At 60.1% G+C, this 18,052-nt stretch carries 19 protein-coding genes; 12 read left to right on the top strand and 7 right to left on the bottom strand.

The features are described 5' to 3' along the window. Window positions 1-43 precede the first annotated feature (43 nt). The 3 genes from PMI31_RS02385 to PMI31_RS02375 are packed head-to-tail and all read left to right on the top strand — an operon-like array spanning window position 44 to window position 1,904. Window positions 44-541 (top strand): hypothetical protein, encoded by a 498-nt coding sequence (locus PMI31_RS02385; protein ID WP_008015974.1) that lies wholly within the window; start codon window positions 44-46, stop codon window positions 539-541. A 32-nt stretch (window positions 542-573) separates the two neighbouring features. Then, window positions 574-1,350: a class II glutamine amidotransferase gene (locus PMI31_RS02380; RefSeq protein ID WP_008015972.1), complete on the top strand. Its 777-nt coding sequence runs from the start codon at window positions 574-576 to the stop codon at window positions 1,348-1,350. Between the two features lie 11 nt (window positions 1,351-1,361). Further along, a complete protein-coding gene (locus PMI31_RS02375) occupies window positions 1,362-1,904 on the top strand; it encodes a DUF2937 family protein (RefSeq protein WP_008015970.1) in 543 nt (180 codons plus the stop codon). Between the two features lie 96 nt (window positions 1,905-2,000). Here the strand turns inward: PMI31_RS02375 and PMI31_RS02370 are convergent, their stop codons facing one another. After that, window positions 2,001-2,915, bottom strand: coding sequence for a LysR family transcriptional regulator (locus tag PMI31_RS02370; RefSeq protein ID WP_008015969.1), 915 nt, complete (start codon window positions 2,913-2,915; stop codon window positions 2,001-2,003). A gap of 146 nt (window positions 2,916-3,061) precedes the next feature. Between PMI31_RS02370 and PMI31_RS02365 the strand changes: the two genes are divergently transcribed. From PMI31_RS02365 to PMI31_RS02350, 4 genes are all read left to right on the top strand, one after another. Beyond that, window positions 3,062-4,348: an MFS transporter gene (locus tag PMI31_RS02365; protein WP_008015968.1), complete on the top strand. Its 1,287-nt coding sequence runs from the start codon at window positions 3,062-3,064 to the stop codon at window positions 4,346-4,348. A 73-nt stretch (window positions 4,349-4,421) separates the two neighbouring features. Then, on the top strand, window positions 4,422-5,174 hold the full coding sequence (locus PMI31_RS02360) for a 5-oxoprolinase subunit PxpA (RefSeq protein ID WP_008015966.1): 753 nt from the start codon (window positions 4,422-4,424) through the stop codon (window positions 5,172-5,174). After that, the gene (locus PMI31_RS02355; protein WP_008015965.1) at window positions 5,171-5,875 is read left to right on the top strand and encodes a 5-oxoprolinase subunit B family protein; all 705 of its coding nucleotides are present in this window, start codon (window positions 5,171-5,173) and stop codon (window positions 5,873-5,875) included. Before PMI31_RS02360 ends, PMI31_RS02355 begins: the two co-directional genes overlap by 4 nt. Beyond that, window positions 5,872-6,792 carry a biotin-dependent carboxyltransferase family protein gene (locus tag PMI31_RS02350; RefSeq protein WP_008015964.1) on the top strand — a complete coding sequence of 307 codons (921 nt, stop codon included), beginning with the start codon at window positions 5,872-5,874 and terminating at the stop codon, window positions 6,790-6,792. The genes PMI31_RS02355 and PMI31_RS02350 overlap by 4 nt, the downstream gene beginning before the upstream one ends. Window positions 6,793-6,891: 99 nt before the next feature. Here PMI31_RS02350 and PMI31_RS02345 read toward each other — a convergent pair whose 3' ends face one another. Next, window positions 6,892-8,070, bottom strand: coding sequence for a vWA domain-containing protein (locus PMI31_RS02345; RefSeq protein WP_008015963.1), 1,179 nt, complete (start codon window positions 8,068-8,070; stop codon window positions 6,892-6,894). Window positions 8,071-8,082: 12 nt separating this feature from the next. Further along, window positions 8,083-8,928, bottom strand: a complete 846-nt coding sequence (locus tag PMI31_RS02340) for an AAA family ATPase (RefSeq protein WP_008015962.1) — start codon at window positions 8,926-8,928, stop codon at window positions 8,083-8,085. A gap of 363 nt (window positions 8,929-9,291) precedes the next feature. Here PMI31_RS02340 and cysK point away from each other — a divergent pair, with 363 nt between their 5' ends. From cysK to PMI31_RS02325, 4 genes are all read left to right on the top strand, one after another. Further along, entirely contained in the window at window positions 9,292-10,266 is a 975-nt protein-coding gene (gene cysK, locus PMI31_RS02335) for a cysteine synthase A (RefSeq protein ID WP_043302149.1), read from the top strand. A 193-nt stretch (window positions 10,267-10,459) separates the two neighbouring features. After that, complete coding sequence (locus PMI31_RS02330; protein ID WP_008015959.1) at window positions 10,460-11,398, top strand: aspartyl/asparaginyl beta-hydroxylase domain-containing protein; 939 nt, start codon at window positions 10,460-10,462, stop codon at window positions 11,396-11,398. Between the two features lie 219 nt (window positions 11,399-11,617). Beyond that, a complete protein-coding gene (locus PMI31_RS31020) occupies window positions 11,618-11,782 on the top strand; it encodes a hypothetical protein (protein ID WP_162842363.1) in 165 nt (54 codons plus the stop codon). A 96-nt stretch (window positions 11,783-11,878) separates the two neighbouring features. Further along, the gene (locus PMI31_RS02325; protein WP_008015958.1) at window positions 11,879-12,742 is read left to right on the top strand and encodes a DMT family transporter; all 864 of its coding nucleotides are present in this window, start codon (window positions 11,879-11,881) and stop codon (window positions 12,740-12,742) included. Window positions 12,743-12,788: 46 nt separating this feature from the next. Here PMI31_RS02325 and PMI31_RS02320 read toward each other — a convergent pair whose 3' ends face one another. The 4 genes from PMI31_RS02320 to PMI31_RS02305 form a co-directional block, all read right to left on the bottom strand. Then, a complete protein-coding gene (locus PMI31_RS02320; protein ID WP_008015957.1) occupies window positions 12,789-13,745 on the bottom strand; it encodes a LysR family transcriptional regulator in 957 nt (318 codons plus the stop codon). 69 nt (window positions 13,746-13,814) lie between these two features. Continuing rightward, window positions 13,815-15,344 (bottom strand): tripartite tricarboxylate transporter permease, encoded by a 1,530-nt coding sequence (locus PMI31_RS02315; protein ID WP_008015956.1) that lies wholly within the window; start codon window positions 15,342-15,344, stop codon window positions 13,815-13,817. Continuing rightward, a complete protein-coding gene (locus PMI31_RS02310) occupies window positions 15,341-15,874 on the bottom strand; it encodes a tripartite tricarboxylate transporter TctB family protein (protein WP_008015955.1) in 534 nt (177 codons plus the stop codon). The genes PMI31_RS02315 and PMI31_RS02310 overlap by 4 nt, the downstream gene beginning before the upstream one ends. Window positions 15,875-15,927: 53 nt before the next feature. Then, the gene (locus tag PMI31_RS02305; RefSeq protein ID WP_008015954.1) at window positions 15,928-16,944 is read right to left on the bottom strand and encodes a Bug family tripartite tricarboxylate transporter substrate binding protein; all 1,017 of its coding nucleotides are present in this window, start codon (window positions 16,942-16,944) and stop codon (window positions 15,928-15,930) included. Window positions 16,945-17,331: 387 nt separating this feature from the next. On the opposite strand from PMI31_RS02305, the gene PMI31_RS02300 reads away from it, so the two are divergent. Then, window positions 17,332-18,052 (top strand): MFS transporter (locus tag PMI31_RS02300; RefSeq protein WP_008015953.1); only part of this gene is annotated, 721 nt, incomplete at its 3' end.

Raw genomic sequence — 18,052 nt, 5'->3', positions numbered from 1 at the left:
GGCGAAAAGCCGTTATCATATGCGCCTCTTTGCCTGCCTTGCCATGGACACCATGACCGAGAACGACTATCTGATCGCTTGGGGCCTCTACGCCTTTGCCGCTTTGGGCTGCCTGTTGGTGTGGATGCGCCTGACCCGCTGGATGTGGCGTTGGCTGCGTGAGCCGCTGCGGCTGGCGATGGCCGTGTTGCTGTTCAGCCCGACCATCATCGATCCGGTCAAGGAAAAAGTCGCACCGGCCGTCGCCATTACTGCACTCGACCTGCTGTTCAAGGTCGGCAACAACGCCTGGCGGGCGATATCCGATCTGTTCATGTACGGCATGATCGCGTTCGGCCTCTATCTGGTGCTGGTGGCGATCCGTTTCCCCATCGAGCGCGCCGCCAACGCCCGCAAGGAGCGTGAGGCTGCCACCAAAGCCGCCGTCCGTGCCGACGAGCCTGAGCATGATCAACCGTTCGGCGGTGCCGGCGATGATCGTTACGGTCGTCCTCCCGTGCCGAGCAATCCTCAGCGGATGCGAGTCGAACCCCGTTTGTAACCTTGCCCCTGCGATTGAGCGAGAGTCCGAGCATGTGTGAGTTATTGGGCATGAGTGCCAATGTCCCGACCGATATCGTGTTCAGCTTCACCGGGCTGATGCAGCGCGGCGGACGCACCGGTCCACACCGCGATGGTTGGGGCATTGCCTTCTATGAAGGCCGGGGGCTGCGGCTGTTCCAGGACCCGGCGGCAAGCTGCGAGTCGGAAGTCGCGAACCTGGTGCAGCGCTATCCGATCAAGAGCGAAGTGGTGATCGGGCACATCCGCCAGGCCAACGTCGGCAAGGTCTGCCTGTCCAACACCCATCCATTCGTTCGAGAGCTGTGGGGACGCAACTGGTGTTTCGCCCATAACGGCCAGTTGGCGGACTTTCAGCCCGCGGCCAGTTTCTATCGCCCCGTGGGTGATACCGACAGCGAAGCGGCGTTCTGCGATTTGCTCAACCGTGTGCGTGCGGCGTTCCCCGAGCCGGTCGAGGTCGAAGCGTTGCTGCCGGATCTGGTGGCCGCTTGCGCCGAATACCGCAGCAAAGGTGTGTTCAACTGCCTGCTCAGCGACGGCGACTGGCTGTTCTGCTATTGCTCGACCAAACTGGCGCAGATCACCCGTCGCGCACCCTTTGGCCCGGCACGCTTGAAAGATGTCGACGTGATCGTCGACTTTCAGGCCGAAACCACGCCTAACGATGTGGTCACCGTCATCGCCACCGAACCCCTGACCGAAAACGAAACCTGGACCCGTTACGAACCGGGTCAATGGAGCCTGTGGCGACGCGGCGAATGCGTCAGTCAGGGCACGACCGAATAAGGATTCCTTGCATGTTGCTCAGTTATCTACGGCTGGTGTTGTTTGCGGCGGGCCTGTTGATCGGTGTCCAGGTGCCGGGCTTCATCGGCGATTACGCCAAGCGGGTCGAGGCCCATCTGATCGAAGCGCAAGCCGGATTGAGCGGCTTTCAGAACACCGCCAATCAGTTCTTCAAAGGTGACATGCAGGCCCTGGTGGCCCATTACCGCGCCAGCGAAGACCCGATCTTTCGCAGCGACGCCGACAGCCTGAGTAACCTGCTGACCCGCCAACTGGCGCTGGACAAGCAATTTCAGGCGATGCAAGGACCGTGGTACATCCGCTTCCTGCAAGTGGTGCTGGCCGCTGATCCGGACATCCGCAAGGAAACCTGGAATGGCTACAGCTACCAGATCCTGTTGACGCCGGAAGCGATGGTCTGGGGCATGAGCGGCGCCTTGCTGCTGTCGTTTGGCCTGGAATGCCTGTTCCGGCTGATTGACTGGGTGGTGCTGGGCGGTAAGCGTCTGCGCCAGAGCCGGCCGATCGAAGAGCGGGATTTGCGCGGCTTGTAAAAGTGAACCTGTAGGAGCTGGCTTGCCAGCGATTCAGGCGGCGCGGTGTGTCAGGCACGGCGCCATCGCTGGCAAGCCAGCTCCTACAGAGGCCGTTCAGCGCTGCAAAAGGATGTAGTCTTCACCCACCTTCTGCGCATATTCCTCCAACACCTGCTGACACAACGTCACAATCTCCTCGACCCACTCAACGCCCACCCGCCAGGACACCACTACCTGCAAGTCGGGTGGTCGTTGATCGATGTCCAGCAAGGTCAATTCGCCGCGCGCCAGTTCTTCGGCCACCAGCACTGGTGGCAAGGCGCCGATACCGAAGCCATCGCGCAACAAGCGGGTAATCGCCGACACCGAATTCACGCAGTTCAGCCTCGGTGCCATCACGCCATTGGCCTGCATCAGGGCCAGCACTTCCTGATGCGGATGGGAGTTTTTCGAGTAGGTGATGATCCGCTCATTCGCCAGATCGGCGACGCCTGAATACTCGCGGTTGTACAGGGAATTGCTGGCGACAATCCAGCCCATGGGGTGGCTGGCCAGTTCCAGGCTGCGCACGCTTTCCTGGCGCAGCAGGTCGGTCTGCAGGATCACATCGAGAAAGCCTTTTTGCAGTTGATCGCAGAGGTTGAGCGAGGTATCGGCCACCAGTTCGATTTCCACCAGCGGGTAGTGATCGGTCATCTGCGCCACCAACGGGCTGAGCCAGGTATGGATCACCGTGTCCATCACGCCGATGCGCACGCGTCCGGCCTTGCTCGAGCGGGTTTCGATCGACTGCTTGAGGGCCTGCATGGTGTCCATCATCTGCTCGGCGTAATCAAGCACTTTGAGGCCTTCGGGTGTCAGGCTCACGCCGCGCGAGTCACGCAGAAACAGCTTTACCCCAAGCTCGCTTTCAAGCACGGCGATGCGGCTGGAAATCGAGGCCTGAGTGGTGAAGAGCTTGTCGGCGGTCAGGCGGAAACTCTTGAGTCGGGCGACCCAGACAAAGGTCTCGAGAAACTTCAGGTTCATGGGATAAAGATTTCTTATGTCTAGGGCGGGTTTTTATTAGTTGGACGCAGCAGGGGCGCGCGTCCAAGAATCGACGCATCCGGTTCCCACGATAGGCGTCGTCGGGGCTCAGAACAATACCAATAAAATCAGCGCGGAGATTTGCCATGAGTGCGCCCGACACTACCGTCATTCCGAAAGCCTCGGCCCGCCCGGGACCTTTCGACTGGTATCGCAACATCAATCAGCAGGAACGCCGCACCTTCTGGAGCTGCAAGATCGGCTATGGCCTGGATGGCATGGACACCCAGATGCTCAGCTTCGTGGTGCCGACCCTGATTGCCATGTGGGGCATCACCACCGGCCAGGCCGGGCTGATTCACACCAGCACGCTGATCGCTTCGGCCATCGGTGGCTGGGTGGCCGGGATTCTCTCCGACCGCATCGGTCGGGTGCGCACCTTGCAACTGACGGTGCTGTGGTTTGCCTTCTTCACCTTCCTCTGCGGCTTTGCCCAGAGTTACGAGCAACTGCTGATTGCACGGACCCTGATGGGCTTCGGTTTCGGCGGCGAGTGGACGGCCGGTGCGGTGCTGATTGGCGAGGTGATTCGTGCCCAGGACCGTGGCAAGGCCGTTGGTATGGTGCAGTCCGGCTGGGCACTGGGTTGGGGGCTGACGGCGATTCTGTATGCGCTGCTGTTCTCGGTATTGCCACCGGAAGACGCCTGGCGTGCGCTGTTCATCCTCGGCATCGTGCCGGCAATCTTCGTGATATTCGTCCGCCGTCTGGTCAAGGACCCGGAAATCTATCGTGAAGCCAAAGCCAGACAGGAACCGAGCAACCCGTCGAAGTTTTACGAGATCTTCGCCCCCGGCATGCTCTTCACCACGATTCGCGCTTCATTGCTGACCACCGGCGCGCTGGGCGGTTACTACGCGATCACGTCCTGGTTGCCGACTTTCCTGAAGAACGAACGCGGTTTGAGCGTACTCAATACCAGCGGTTATCTGGCGATGGTGATCATCGGGTCCTACGTCGGTTATGTCATCAGCGCCTATTTGACCGACATCCTCGGACGTAAAAAGAACTTCATCCTGTTCGCCGTCGGCTCCTTCACCATCGTATTGCTCTACACCCAACTGCCGGTCAGCAACGGCGTGATGCTGTGGCTGGGCTTTCCGCTGGGCTTCTTCGCCTCGGGGATCTTCAGCGGCATGGGCGCGTTCCTGACCGAATTGTTCCCCACGCGCATTCGCGGTTCGGGCCAGGGTTTTTGCTACAACATCGGCCGGGCGCTGGCGGCGTTGTTCCCGCTGCTGATCGGACTGCTCAGCCAGACCGTGCCGCTGAGCGTAGGCATCGGTGCCTTTGCGGCAGTTTCCTATGGCGTGGTGATCCTCGCGGCCTTAAGCCTGCCGGAAACCCGTGGCAAGCAACTCGACGCCCAGTAACTGATAACCTGCGGGACTCTCTTACAGATATGTCCCGCAGCAAAAAAGAATAAAGCCAACAGGAGTGTTCAGTGTGAGCCGCCTGCTATTGAACTGCGACATCGGCGAGAGTTTCGGCAGCTGGACCATGGGTCTGGACGCAGAAATCATGCCCTTCATCGATTGCGCCAACATCGCCTGCGGTTTTCACGCCGGCGACCCGAGCGTCATGCGCAAGACCGTCAGCCTGGCCCTCAGCCACGGTGTACAGGTTGGTGCGCATCCGGCCTATCAGGATCTGGTGGGGTTCGGCCGCCGTTCCATGGCGTATGCCGCCCAGGAACTGCAAGACATTCTGCATTATCAGATCGGTGCCCTCGACGGCATCTGCCGGGCCCAGGGCGGCCGGGTCAGTTACGTCAAACCCCATGGCGCGATGTACAACGACATGATGGCCAACCCGGTGCAATTGCGCGCCGTCTTGCAAGCCGTGGCGTCCTACGACCGCAATCTGCCATTGATGCTGATGGCAACCAAAGACAACAGCGCTGCCCAACAAATGGGCGATGAATACGGCGTGACGCTGTGGTTCGAGGCCTTCGCCGATCGGGCTTACGACAGCGCCGGCAGGCTGGTCTCGCGCCAACTGCCGGGAGCGGTGCATCACGATCCGGAAAAGATCGTCGAGCAGGCGCTGACCATTGCCCGTGGCGGTCAGCTCACTGCCAGCGATGGCAGCGCCCTGCATTTGCAGGCCAACACCCTTTGCGTGCACGGCGACAACGCCAGTTCGGTCGCTGCCGTGCAACGCATCCGTGAAGCCTTGAACCGGCAGAGTGCGTCATGAAGCTGCGGGTGGAAGTGGTGGCGCTGGATTGTCTGATGGTGCGCCTGTTCGATGAAATTGCCGAAACCAACATGCCGTGGATGCTGGCGGCCAGCGAAAGTCTGCGCACGGCATTTGGTGCGCATCTGATCGACCTGGTGCCGTCCTACACCACATTGATGGTGCATTACGACTTGACCGCACTGAGTCCCGCCCAGGCCCGGGAGTTGATTGCCCAGGCGCTGATCGATCTGTCGCCCAATGCGCGTACTCGCGGTACCTGTCATGTGTTGCCGGTGTGGTACGACTTGAGCGTCGGACCGGAGTTGAGCCTGTTGTCGCAGCGCAGCGGATTGGCGGTGGAGGAGGTGATCCGTCGTCACTGCGAGCGTGAGTATCAGGTGTTCGCCCTGGGTTTTGCGCCGGGCTTCGCCTTCATGGGGCTGGTGGAAGAGGTGCTCGCCGCGCCGCGTCTGAACACGCCACGCAAGAAAGTCGCCGCCGGCAGTGTCGGCATCGCCGAACGGCAGACGGCGGCTTACCCGGTGGTATCGCCAGGCGGCTGGAACCTGATTGGCCGCACGCCGGCCAGATTGTTCGATCGCAACCGCGATGGCTACAGCCTGATGCAACCCGGCGACACCGTGCGGTTCGAAGCGGTCGGCCATGCCGAGTTCATTAACCTGGGCGGTGACGATTCGCCACTGGAGGCCCTGGCATGAGCCGTCTGATGATTGAAGCAAGCACGGCGCTGTGCCTGTTGCAGGATGCCGGTCGATTCGGCGTGCGGCATCTGGGCGTGACCCAGGGTGGAGCGGCCGATTGGCGTTCGATGTCTTGGGCCAACTGGCTGTTGGGCAACGGACTGGATGCGCCGGTGATCGAAATCACCCTCGGCGGGTTCACCGTCGTGGCCGAGGAAGACTGCGTGCTGGCCTTGGCCGGAGCGGATCTGGGCGCGCAGGTGGACGGCGAGGCGCTGGCACCGTGGCGCAGTTTCAGGCTGCACAAAGGTCAGCGTCTGCAATTCACTCAACCGTTGCTCGGCGCCCGGGCCTATCTGGCGGCGCCGGGTGGGTTTGATGCACCGAAAGTATTGGGCAGTAGCGCGACGGTGGTCCGTGAGGAGCTTGGCGGCCTGGACGGAATGGGCCATGCGCTGGGCAAAGGCGCGTGTTTGAGCTATTCGGGCAATTCTGTGATGTTGCTGCGGGAATTGTCGGGCGAATGCGTGCCGGATTTCACCGGCAACCCGGTGTTGGATCTGGTCCTTGGTGCACAGATTGGCGAGTTCAGCGGGCAGAGCCTGTTCGATGCGTTCAACAGCGTGTGGAACCTCGACAGTCGCGCCGACCGAATGGGCATTCGCCTGTTGGGTACGGCGTTGCAATACCAGGGAAAACCGATGATTTCCGAAGGTATCCCGTTGGGGGCCGTGCAGGTGCCGCCGGACGGGCAGCCGATCGTGCTGCTCAATGATCGGCAGACCATTGGCGGTTATCCGCGTCTGGGAGCGTTGACGCCGCTGGCGCTGGCGCGGTTGGCGCAATGTTTGCCAGGGGCGAAGGTGCGGTTGCGACCGGTGGTGCAGGATGTGGCGCATCACGAACAGATCGAGTATTTGCAGCGCTTTAGGTGACCCTTGTAGGAGCTGGCTTGCCAGCGAAGGCGTTTGATCTATCGCTACACGGATCAAGACTGCCTTCGCTGGCAAGCCAGCTCCTACAGAGAGGAGAGGTTACTTGGAAAGAAACCGCATCCCTTCCTCCAACCCACGCAACGTCAGCGGATACATCTGGTCTTCAATCAAGTCCCGCACGATATTGGTCGACGAGGTATAGCCCCAGGTATCTTTCGGATACGGGTTGATCCAGATGAGCTTCTTGTACTTCTCCTTGAACCGCTGCATCCACACGTAACCGGCTTCTTCGTTCCAGTGCTCGACACTGCCGCCCGGCTGGGTGATTTCGTAGGGGGCCATCGCAGCGTCACCGATGAAGATCACTTTGTAGTCGGCGCCGTATTTGTGCAGCAGGTCCATGGTCGAGGTGCGCTCGGAGGTACGGCGCATGTTGTTTTTCCACACCGATTCATAAATGAAGTTGTGGAAGTAGAAGTACTCCAGATGCTTGAACTCGGTCTTGCAGGCCGAGAACAACTCCTCGCAAATCTTCACGTGGGCGTCCATCGAACCGCCGATGTCGAACAGCAGCAACAGCTTGACGGTGTTACGCCGCTCCGGCCGCATCTGGATGTTCAGCAACCCCGCATCCTTGGCGGTGTGATCGATGGTGCCATCGATGTCCAGCTCTTCCGCCGCGCCCTGACGGGCGAACTTGCGCAGGCGGCGCAGGGCGACCTTGATGTTGCGGGTGCCCAGTTCGACCGAATCGTCGAGGTTCTTGTATTCGCGCTGGTCCCAGACCTTGGCGGCTCTTCCCTGGCGCTTGCCGGCGTCGCCGACCCGAATGCCTTCCGGATTGAACCCCCCGGAGCCGAACGGGCTGGTACCACCGGTGCCGATCCACTTGTTGCCACCGGCGTGGCGTTCCTTCTGTTCTTCCAGGCGTTTCTTGAACTCTTCGATCAGCTTGTCCAGGCCACCGAGGGACTGGATCGCCGCCCGTTCTTCATCGGTCAGCGAGCGTTCGAACTCCTTGCGCAACCAGTCTTCCGGAATCAGTGCCTGCAGGTGGTCGTCGAGTTTTTCCAGGCCATTGAAGTAGGCACCGAAGGCTCGGTCGAACTTGTCGAAATGCTTTTCGTCCTTCACCAGGATCGCCCGGGACAGGTAATAGAACTCGTCCATGTCGGCGAAGGTCACGCGCTGTTTCAGCGCGTTGATCAGGTCCAGCAGCTCACGCACCGAGACCGGTACCTTGGCTGCGCGCATTTCATTGAACAGGTTGAGCAGCATGGCATCAGCCTCTTAGCGGGTGCCGCGACGGCTCATGAACGCCAGACGCTCCAGCAGTTGCACGTCCTGTTCGTTTTTCACCAGCGCACCGGCCAGCGGCGGGATGGCCTTGGTCGGATCGCGCTCGCGCAGGACCGCTTCGCCAATGTTGTCGGCCATCAGCAGCTTCAGCCAGTCCACCAGCTCGGAGGTTGAAGGCTTCTTCTTCAGGCCCGGCACCTTGCGCACGTCGAAGAACACGTCCAGCGCTTCGCTGACCAGGTCTTTCTTGATGTCCGGGTAGTGCACGTCGACGATCCGTTGCATCGTGGTGCGATCCGGGAACGCGATGTAGTGGAAGAAGCAGCGACGCAGGAAGGCGTCAGGCAGCTCTTTTTCGTTGTTGGAGGTAATGATGATGATCGGGCGTTTCTTCGCCTTGATGGTCTCGTCGATCTCGTAAACGTAGAACTCCATCTTGTCGAGTTCTTGCAGCAGGTCGTTCGGGAATTCGATATCGGCCTTGTCAATTTCGTCGATCAGCAGGATCACCCGCTCTTCGGATTCGAAGGCTTCCCAGAGCTTGCCCTTTTTCAGGTAGTTGCGAACGTCGTGGACCTTTTCCGTGCCGAGCTGCGAATCGCGCAGGCGGCTGACCGCGTCGTACTCGTACAGGCCCTGGTGAGCCTTGGTGGTGGACTTGATGTGCCAGGTGATCAGCTTGGCGCCAAAGGATTCGGCCAGTTGCTCGGCGAGCATGGTCTTGCCGGTGCCCGGTTCACCCTTGACCAGCAGCGGCCGCTCCAGGGTGATGGCGGCGTTGACCGCCAGCTTCAGGTCATCGGTGGCGACGTAGGCCTGGGTGCCTTCGAACTTCATCTGCTAATCCTCGAACGGTAACGCCGACCTGAACGCGGCAGGGCGGGGCGCAATAAAAGAGTCAGCCCCGACTATAACGCGGTGTCCGGTCGACTGTGAACGCAGACGGCTTATTCAGTCTCTGAATGGTGCGTCACTTGGTGACTCCATCCAGTATCCGGCTTGGGCCGTTCATACCGCGCATTGGGTGCCTTGACGAATCCATTGCGTAAAATCTGCAAAAAAAGCTGGAATGGTGGCATGTCTCTGGCGATCCAAAGCCATAGACCGCACTGATAAGCGGCCGTCCGACCTGACTGGACGCCTGCGGGCAAGAGGCTTACCTTGATGCCCTATTTCAATGCTGTCGTTAAGGACCCAGCCATGAGCCGCATTTTCGCTGACAACGCCCACTCCATCGGCAACACGCCGCTGGTGCAGATCAATCGCATTGCGCCGCGTGGTGTGACCATTCTGGCCAAGATCGAAGGGCGCAACCCCGGTTACTCGGTCAAGTGCCGGATCGGCGCGAACATGATCTGGGATGCCGAGAGCAGCGGCAAACTCAAGCCGGGCATGACCATCGTCGAACCCACCTCCGGCAATACCGGCATCGGCCTGGCCTTCGTGGCTGCCGCCCGTGGCTACAAACTGATGCTGACCATGCCGGCGTCCATGAGTATCGAACGCCGCAAGGTGCTCAAGGCACTGGGTGCCGAACTGGTGCTGACCGAGCCGGCCAAAGGCATGAAGGGCGCCATCGAGAAAGCCGGTGAAATTGTTGCCGGCGACCCGTCGAAGTACTTTATGCCGGCTCAATTCGACAACCCGGCCAACCCGGCCATCCACGAAAAAACCACCGGCCCGGAAATCTGGAACGATACCGATGGCGCGGTCGACGTGCTGGTGGCAGGCGTCGGAACCGGCGGAACCATCACCGGAGTTTCACGGTATATCAAGAATACCCAGGGCAAGCCGATACTCTCGGTGGCGGTAGAGCCAGCGGTGTCGCCGGTGATCACCCAGGCCCTGGCCGGTGAAGAAATCAAGCCGAGCCCGCACAAGATCCAGGGCATCGGTGCCGGTTTTGTGCCCAAGAACCTCGATTTGTCGATGGTCGATCGGGTGGAGCTGGTCAGCGACGAAGAGTCCAAGGCCATGGCCTTGCGCTTGATGCAGGAAGAAGGAATTTTGTGCGGGATTTCCTGCGGCGCCGCCATGGCAGTGGCCGTAAGATTGGCGGAGACCCCGGAAATGCAGGGCAAGACCATCGTCGTGATCCTGCCGGATTCCGGTGAGCGTTACCTGTCGAGCATGCTGTTCAGTGATCTGTTCACCGAACAGGAGAATCAGCAGTAAGTACTGAACATTGGTGATCTGCATCAGCCCGCGTTCAGGCGTTTTATGTTAAGAAATGCTTTGTTGCACATTCATTAACATTGAATGTTGAAAAGTGCAGGTTTTTCATCGGGTCGGTAGTGTTTATCATGCCAGCAGCCATGTCGGGCAATGGACGTGGCGCACGTGTTGCTTATCTTCAAAGGAGTTGTTGATGACTTTATCGTTTGCCGCGAAGGCCTCGTTGTTGCTGCTGTTTCTCGGCAGCACCCTCTATGTGCATTTACGCGGCAAGGCGCGTCTGCCGGTTTTGCGTCAGTTCGTGAACCATTCGGCACTGTTCGCCCCCTATAACGCCTTGATGTACCTGTTTTCCGGTGTGCCTTCGAAACCGTACCTGGATCGCAGCAAGTTCCCGGAACTGGATGTGCTCAAGGACAACTGGGAGGTGATTCGCGACGAAGCGATGCACTTGTTCGACGAGGGGTATATCCGTGCGGCGGCGAAGAACAACGATGCCGGTTTTGGCTCGTTCTTCAAGAAGGGCTGGAAGCGTTTCTATCTCAAGTGGTATGACAAGCCGCTGCCTTCCGCCGCAGCCTTGTGCCCGAGAACCGTGGAGTTGGTCAGCAGTATTCCCAACGTCAAAGGCGCCATGTTTGCGCTGCTGCCGGGTGGTAGCCATCTCAATCCGCATCGCGATCCGTTTGCCGGTTCCTTGCGTTATCACTTGGGCCTGTCCACCCCCAATTCCGATGATTGCCGCATCTTTGTCGACGGGCAGGTTTACGCCTGGCGCGATGGCGAGGACGTGATGTTCGATGAGACCTACGTGCACTGGGTCAAGAATGAAACGGAAAAGACCCGGGTCATCCTGTTCTGCGATATTGAGCGCCCACTGAACAATCGCTTCATGACCCGCATCAATCGCAGTATCAGCGCCTGGCTGGGTCGCGCCACGGCCCCGCAGAATCTGGACGACGAGCGTGTGGGCGGGATCAACCAGGTCTATGCCTGGAGCAAGAACTCCAGCGATAAATTCAGTGGTTTGGTCAAGCAATGGAAGCGGCGCAATCCCAAGGCCTACCGTGTACTACGCCCAGTACTGGCGGTGGCGGTGCTGACGTTGTTGGGGTATTGGCTGTTTGGCTGACATGCGCTCTCGGAAACAAAAAAACCGCTTGTTGTGAGCGGTTTTTTTATGGTTCTTCACGGAGTCCAGAGCGGCCCCAAACTGCACAATGCGGACTCTGCCGACTGTCGTTACTGGCCTTTTGGTCAAGTCGTTGCAATCCATGTCGAACGCTGGTTATAGTCGGCGCACGGTGAGTTTCGGACTCACTTTTTTATCCCTCGAGCAAAGATCAGCCCAATGCCTGCATCCCTCATCAACGCGGTAGTCGATTCAGCGGTCAACGCTGGCGTCGTGCCGTGCGGGAATCAGCAGCCCGGGCAGATCAGTCATTACCCCCCTCCTGTCAGTCGCACGCCAGTGTGCGCGGTGGTCTCGCCGCCAGGCGTTGGCATTTCGGGCTGATCAGCTGCTTTCTGCTGTTCCCCTGCCTGCCTGAAAAAAACGACTGAATTTCAGCTTCGGCTGAGTTGGCTTTTTGCCTGACTACAGGTGGTATTCATGTTTGTCCTTTCGAAAAAGTCCGCGCTCGCGGCGGCCTCCACGAGCCTGTTCGTTCTGCTGTGGAGCAGCGGGGCGATTTTCTCCAAATGGGGGCTGGCCCACGCGTCACCCTTTGCCTTCCTGATGTTCCGTTTCGTCATCGCGCTCTGCGGCCTGGTGTTGCTGGTGCCGTTGCTCCAGCTGAAGTTGCCCAAGGGTGGCAAACCGATGCTGTATGCGATGGCCACCGGCGTGGTGTTGTTGGGGGCTTATCAGATTTTCTATCTGCTGGCCCTCGACCTTAAGGTCACGCCCGGGGTGATGGCGACCATCATGGGTGTGCAGCCGATCCTCACCGTGATGCTGATGGAGCGTCAGCGCTCCTGGAGCCGGATGCTCGGTCTGGCCCTGGGGCTGACCGGGTTGATCATGGTGGTCTATCAGGGCATCGGGCTGGCCGGGATGTCGCTGGCCGGGATGCTTTTCGGTTTACTGGCGCTGGCGAGCATGACGTTCGGTTCGATCATGCAGAAACGCATCACCGACAATCCCCTTGGCACGCTGCCGGTGCAGTATCTGGCCGGGCTGTTGTTGTGCGGGGTTTTCGTACCTTTCCAGCCGTTTCACTTCGAACACAGCAGCGGTTTCATCCTGCCGGTACTTTGGATGGGGCTGGTGGTGTCGGTGCTGGCGACGTTGTTGCTGTACCGCTTGATCGCTCGAGGCAATCTGGTGAACGTCACCAGCCTGTTTTACCTGGTGCCGGCGGTAACGGCGGTGATGGACTATCTGATCTTCGGCAATCGCCTGGCGATGTTGAGCCTGTTCGGCATGCTGTTGATCATCGTCGGTCTGGTGTTTGTGTTCCGTAAAACCGCGTAATTGCGTGCAAACCCGTAAAGGCCCGGAGCCATGCTCCGGGCCTTTTTCATTTGGCCAGTGCGTGCTCGGCCCGCACCGAATTCATGAATGCCTGCATTGCCGACGACTGAATGCGATGGCGCCGGGTGATCAGCCCGAAGGGGGGCAGCCGGGCCTCGAACTTGATTGGCAGCACCGCGAGCAAATCGCGGCCAGGGTAATCCTCGACCACCGACAACGGCGTGACGCCGAGCATGTCGGTCTGCTGAATCAACGACAGCAAGGTCATGATCGATGTGGTTTCGACGATGCTGCTGGGAATATCGACCCGCGCGTTGTGGAACACCTGATTGATGATCGCGCGCATCGGGCTGGGCTGCTGTTGCAGCACCCAGGTCATGTTCTGCAGTTCGGCCCAGCTCAGTTGGGTGGCTTTGGCCAGTGGATTCTGCGCACCGGAAATCACGCACAGCGCTTCCTCGCCAAGGCTGTCGAACAGCAACTCCTCCGCCCGGGCGCCGGCCGGAATCCGCCCCAGCACGATATCCAGTTGATCCTGTAAAAGTGCCTGCACCAGCACGTCGCTGGTGTCGACCTGAATACTCATCGACAAGCGTGGATGGCTTTGTTTCAAGGTGGCGATGGTGCGCGTGAGCAGCCCCGAAGCCAGCGCCGGAATGGCCCCGACCGCGACCCGGCCAAGATTGCCGGATTCGAGTGCGACCAGCTCTTCACGCATGCCGCTGAGTTCGGCAAACACCATGCGCGCGTAGTAAATGACGGTTTCCCCGAACGGGGTAGAGCGCATGCCCCGAGGCAGGCGTTCGAACAGTTCGACGCCCAACAGGTCCTCGGCTTCGTGGAGCATTTTGGTCGCGGCCGGTTGGGTCATGCCGATGTGGTCGGCGGCTCGGCGCAACGAGCCGAACTCCTGCAACGCCAGCATCAACCGCAGTTGGCGCAGGCGCAGTCGACTGTGGATCACATTGGCTTCTGGAATTCGAACATCAGGAGTTCGGGTCATGGGCTCGACTCGCAAGAAAGACTGCGGCAAGCCTGACAACAAATGCCAGGCGTTGCCAGCATTGCCGTGTCACAGCACCGATTTTGCCTTGGCGACATGGGATTTACGCAGGCCGATCAGGGTTTGCAGCGCTTTGGCAATCAACGGCCAGAACAGCATCAGCAGCGCCGCCGTGGTCAGGCTGCCCACCAACGGGTTGGACCAGAAAATCCCCAGGTGCCCGTCGGAGAACAGCATCGACTGGCGAAACGCATCTTCCGCCTTGTCGCCCAGCACCGCCGCCAACACCAGCGGCGCAATCGGGTAGCCGAGTTTCTTGAACAGATAGCCCAGCGCGCCGAAGCCCAGCATCAGCACCACGTCGAAGAACGCGTTGTGCACCGAGTAGGCACCGATGGCACAGACCATGATGATGATCGGCGCGATGATCGAGAACGGAATGCGCAGGATCGAGGCGAACAGCGGCACCGTAGCCAGCACCACGATCAGGCTCACTACGTTGCCCAGGTACATGCTGGCGATCAGGCCCCAGACAAAATCGTGTTGCTCGACAAACAGCGTCGGCCCCGGGTGCAGGCCCCAGATCATCAGGCCACCGAGCATCACCGCAGCGGTTGCCGAACCGGGAATGCCCAGGGTCAGCATCGGCAACAGGGCACTGGTGCCGGCCGCGTGGTCGGCGGTTTCCGGGGCGATCACGCCTTCGATTTCACCCTTGCCGAAGTTGTCGCGGTTCTTCGAGAAACGCCGCGCCAGGCTGTAGCTCATGAACGATGCGGCCGTCGGCCCGCCAGGGGTGATGCCCATCCAGCAACCGACCAGGGTGCTGCGCACAATCGTCCACCAGTAACGCGGCAATTTGGCCCAGGTGCGCAGGATAACCATCGGCGTGATCCGCGCATGCTCGCCACGGAACACCAGGCCCTCCTCGACGGTGCAAAGAATTTCACCGATGCCGAACAGACCGATCACCGCCACTTCAAAACTGATGCCGGTCATCAGGATCGGCTGGTCGAAGGTCAGGCGCAGGTTGCCCGATACGGTGTCCATGCCGATGGCGGCCATGGCGAAACCGATCATCATCGCCACCACGGTTTTCAGCGGCGGGTTCTTGCTCATGCCGATGAAGGTGCAGAACGCCAACAGGTACACCGCGAAGAACTCTGGCGAACTGAAGGACATGGCGAACTGGGCAATCCGCGTCGACAGGAACGTCAGCAGCAATACACCGCACAGGGCGCCGATCAGGGCCGAGCTGAACGCGGCGGTCAGGGCTTCGGCGGCACGACCTTCGCGGGCCATCGGGTAGCCGTCGAAGGTGGTCGCCACCGATGAGGGTTCACCGGGAATATTGAACAGGATCGAGGTGATCGAACCGCCGAACAGCGCGCCCCAATACATGCAGGACAACAGGATGATCGCCGACACCGGCGACATGGTGAACGTCAGCGGCAGCAGCAACGCCACGCCATTGGGGGCACCGAGGCCGGGCAGTACGCCGACCAGAATACCCAGCAGCACGCCGATCACCATCAGGCCGATATGGCCCGGCGTGAGGATCAGGTTCATGCCTTGCAGCAGGGAATCGAACTCGCTCATTTGAAGGTTCTCCCGGCCAGGGCAATCCAGTCGCCCATCGGGCCGGCATCCAGCGGCACTTTGAACCACAGCGCGAAAATCAGGTAACTGGCTAGCACCGCGCCCAGGGACACGCTGCCGATCATCCATTTGCCGTAAGGCTTGACGCGGACCTTGTCACGCCACATGAACCAGGCAATGAACGCCGCCGAAGCGAGGTAGATGCCGGTAAAGGGCATGGCGCCGACGAACAGCGCAATCGGCACGAACACCGACAACACTTGCCTGAACGCATCGCGACTGACGAAGGCCACGCTCAAGGCTTGCCAGCGCACCAGGGCCAACACACCGTTGGCGATGCTCGCGGCGCACAGCAGCAGGCCGATGTAGAAAGGAAAGTAACCCGGCTCGGGGCCGGCATCACCCCAGCCGATGCCTTGTTCGACGCTGCCGTACATCACCACCGCGCCGATCAGGGTGGTGAACAGTGCCAGGCCGAGTTCGACCCAGCGGGTGCCGACCAGCGCCGGTGAATCCGAAGAATGGGACATGAAAATACCTCCAGCGGGTCGCGGCCGTCCGCAGGCGAGCGGCCGCGACGACTTTAGTTCTTCAGCCAGCCGGCTTCCTTGAACACCGGTGTAACGCGGGCGGTGTCCTGTTCGATGTAGGCGGTCAGCGGCTCGCCTTCAAGGAAGGTCGGCACCAAGGCGTTCTGCTTGACGTAGGCTTTGAACTCGTCGGTCTGGGTGACTTTGCGCATCAGGTCGACATAGAACGCACGCTGTTCGGCAGTGACGTCACCGGGCATGAACACGGTGCGCGGGAAGCGATACTGATCGATGCCCAGGCCTTGTTCGTGGCAGGTCGGCACGTCGGCCCAGGATTTGTCGCCGGCGACTTTGTCGGTATAGCCCATGCGCTCTTTACTGAATACGCACAGCGGCTCGACTTGATCGCCACGCCACTGGCTGATGCTTTCGCTGGGATTGTTGACATTGGCGGCGATGTGCTTGCCGGCCAGTTGGGTCGCGGCCTCGCTGCCGCTCTTGAACGGGATGTACACCAGTTTGCTGTTGTTGGTCTGGTTCAGCAGCAGGGTCAGGGTCTGGTCGACGTCCTTGGACTGGCTGCCGCCCATGCGCAGGTTCGACGGGTCGGCCTTGACCGCTTCGTAGAAGCTTTTCGCGTCTTTCCACGGCGCACCTTTGTAGCTCCAGAGAATGAAGTCATCCTCGGCCACGGCAGCAATCGGGGTCAGTTCCTGCCATTCGTAGCCGAGCTTGGACACCAGGGGCAGCAGGTAGATGTTGTTGGTGCCGATCACCAGTTTGTCGGCGTCGCCCTTGCTCATTTTCAGGTCGAGAAAGGCTTCGGCGCCGTTGCCACCGCCCTTGTTCAGGACGATGGTGTTCACGTCGAGCAACTTGTGCGTGGTGATGATCGACTGGATCAGGCGACCAAGCTGGTCGGTGCCGCCACCGGGACCACCGGCGACGACGATTTCGACATTTTTGTCCGGTTGCCAGGCGGCATGAGCGAGAGCGGGGAGGGCGCTGGCGGCGATCAGGGTGCAACCGAGAAACAGACGGGATGTGCGACGGACGAATGCATTTCGCATGATGGAAGAGCCTCGTTTTGTGTTTTTGTAATTGTTATGAGCGACTTGTCTGCGCGGTGAAGCCGCAAGCCTGGGCTGAGTGTGTGAAGCTGCGGGCGTGGCGTCTAGTCAAAACAATACATACACCGATAGCCTGGGGTTATAGCAGGCAGTTGGCAGAATTTTTCATGCCAATGAAACCTGCGTTCCAGAGCGGTGTTCGAGAAAAGCCCAAGTAGGCGCCATCCATTGAAAGGTCAGTGAAAGTCACGCATGACATAACCCGAGGCTATCGCCTGATTTCAAGTTTTGATTAGACGGTTATCACCGGGCCTTCGATAGTGCTCACAAACGCCGCGAGGACGCGGCGCTGCTGTCCCGACAAAAATAATAAAAGAGGTACGCACCATGGCTCGTTCCAGTGCATCCCTGAACCTGAACGGCGAAGTCATCCCGCCCCAGGCCGCAGCACCCGCGCAGACCCGCATCGGCAAGGCCAGCAGCGTGCGCTGGCGGATCTTCGCGATCATCTTCGCGTTGACCATGGTCAACCTGATCGACCGGGTGTCGCTGTCCATCGCAATGCCGACCATCGCCCATGAGTTCGCCCTGTCGCCGAGCCTGCAAGGGCTGATCCTCAGCAGCTTTTTCTGGGCCTACGCGTTGTTGCAGATTCCTGGCGGCTGGTTGATCGATCGCTATGGTCCGCATCGGGTCATCAGTTGGTCCACCGGGTTGTGGGGCACGTTTCAGGTGCTGGCGGCGTTTGCTACCGGCGGCCTGTCATTACTGTTTGCCCGGGTTGCACTGGGCGCCGCCGAAGCACCGCTGTTCCCGTCGGGCGGCAAGCTTATTTCACTGTGGCTGGCACCGAGCGAGCGCAGTCGTGGTGCGGTCTTGATGGACAGCGGCAGCCCGTTGGGCGTGGCCCTTGGCGGCTTGATCATTGCCTGGCTGATTGTCTCGCTGGACTCCTGGCGGTTGGCGTTCGTGATTGCCGGCATTGCCACCCTGGTGCTGGCCTGGCTGGCGCGCCGTTACCTGCGCGATGACCCGGCCAGTCACCCGCAGGTCAATGAGGCTGAGCTGGCAAAGATCAACGCCGGCCGCGCCACGCCGGCTGGCGAAG

Origin of the sequence: Pseudomonas sp. GM55, from assembly GCF_000282395.1 — a bacterium.
Taxonomy (GTDB): Bacteria; Pseudomonadota; Gammaproteobacteria; order Pseudomonadales; family Pseudomonadaceae; genus Aquipseudomonas; species Aquipseudomonas fluorescens_CC.
This window is presented reverse-complemented; position numbering and strand designations above follow the sequence as displayed.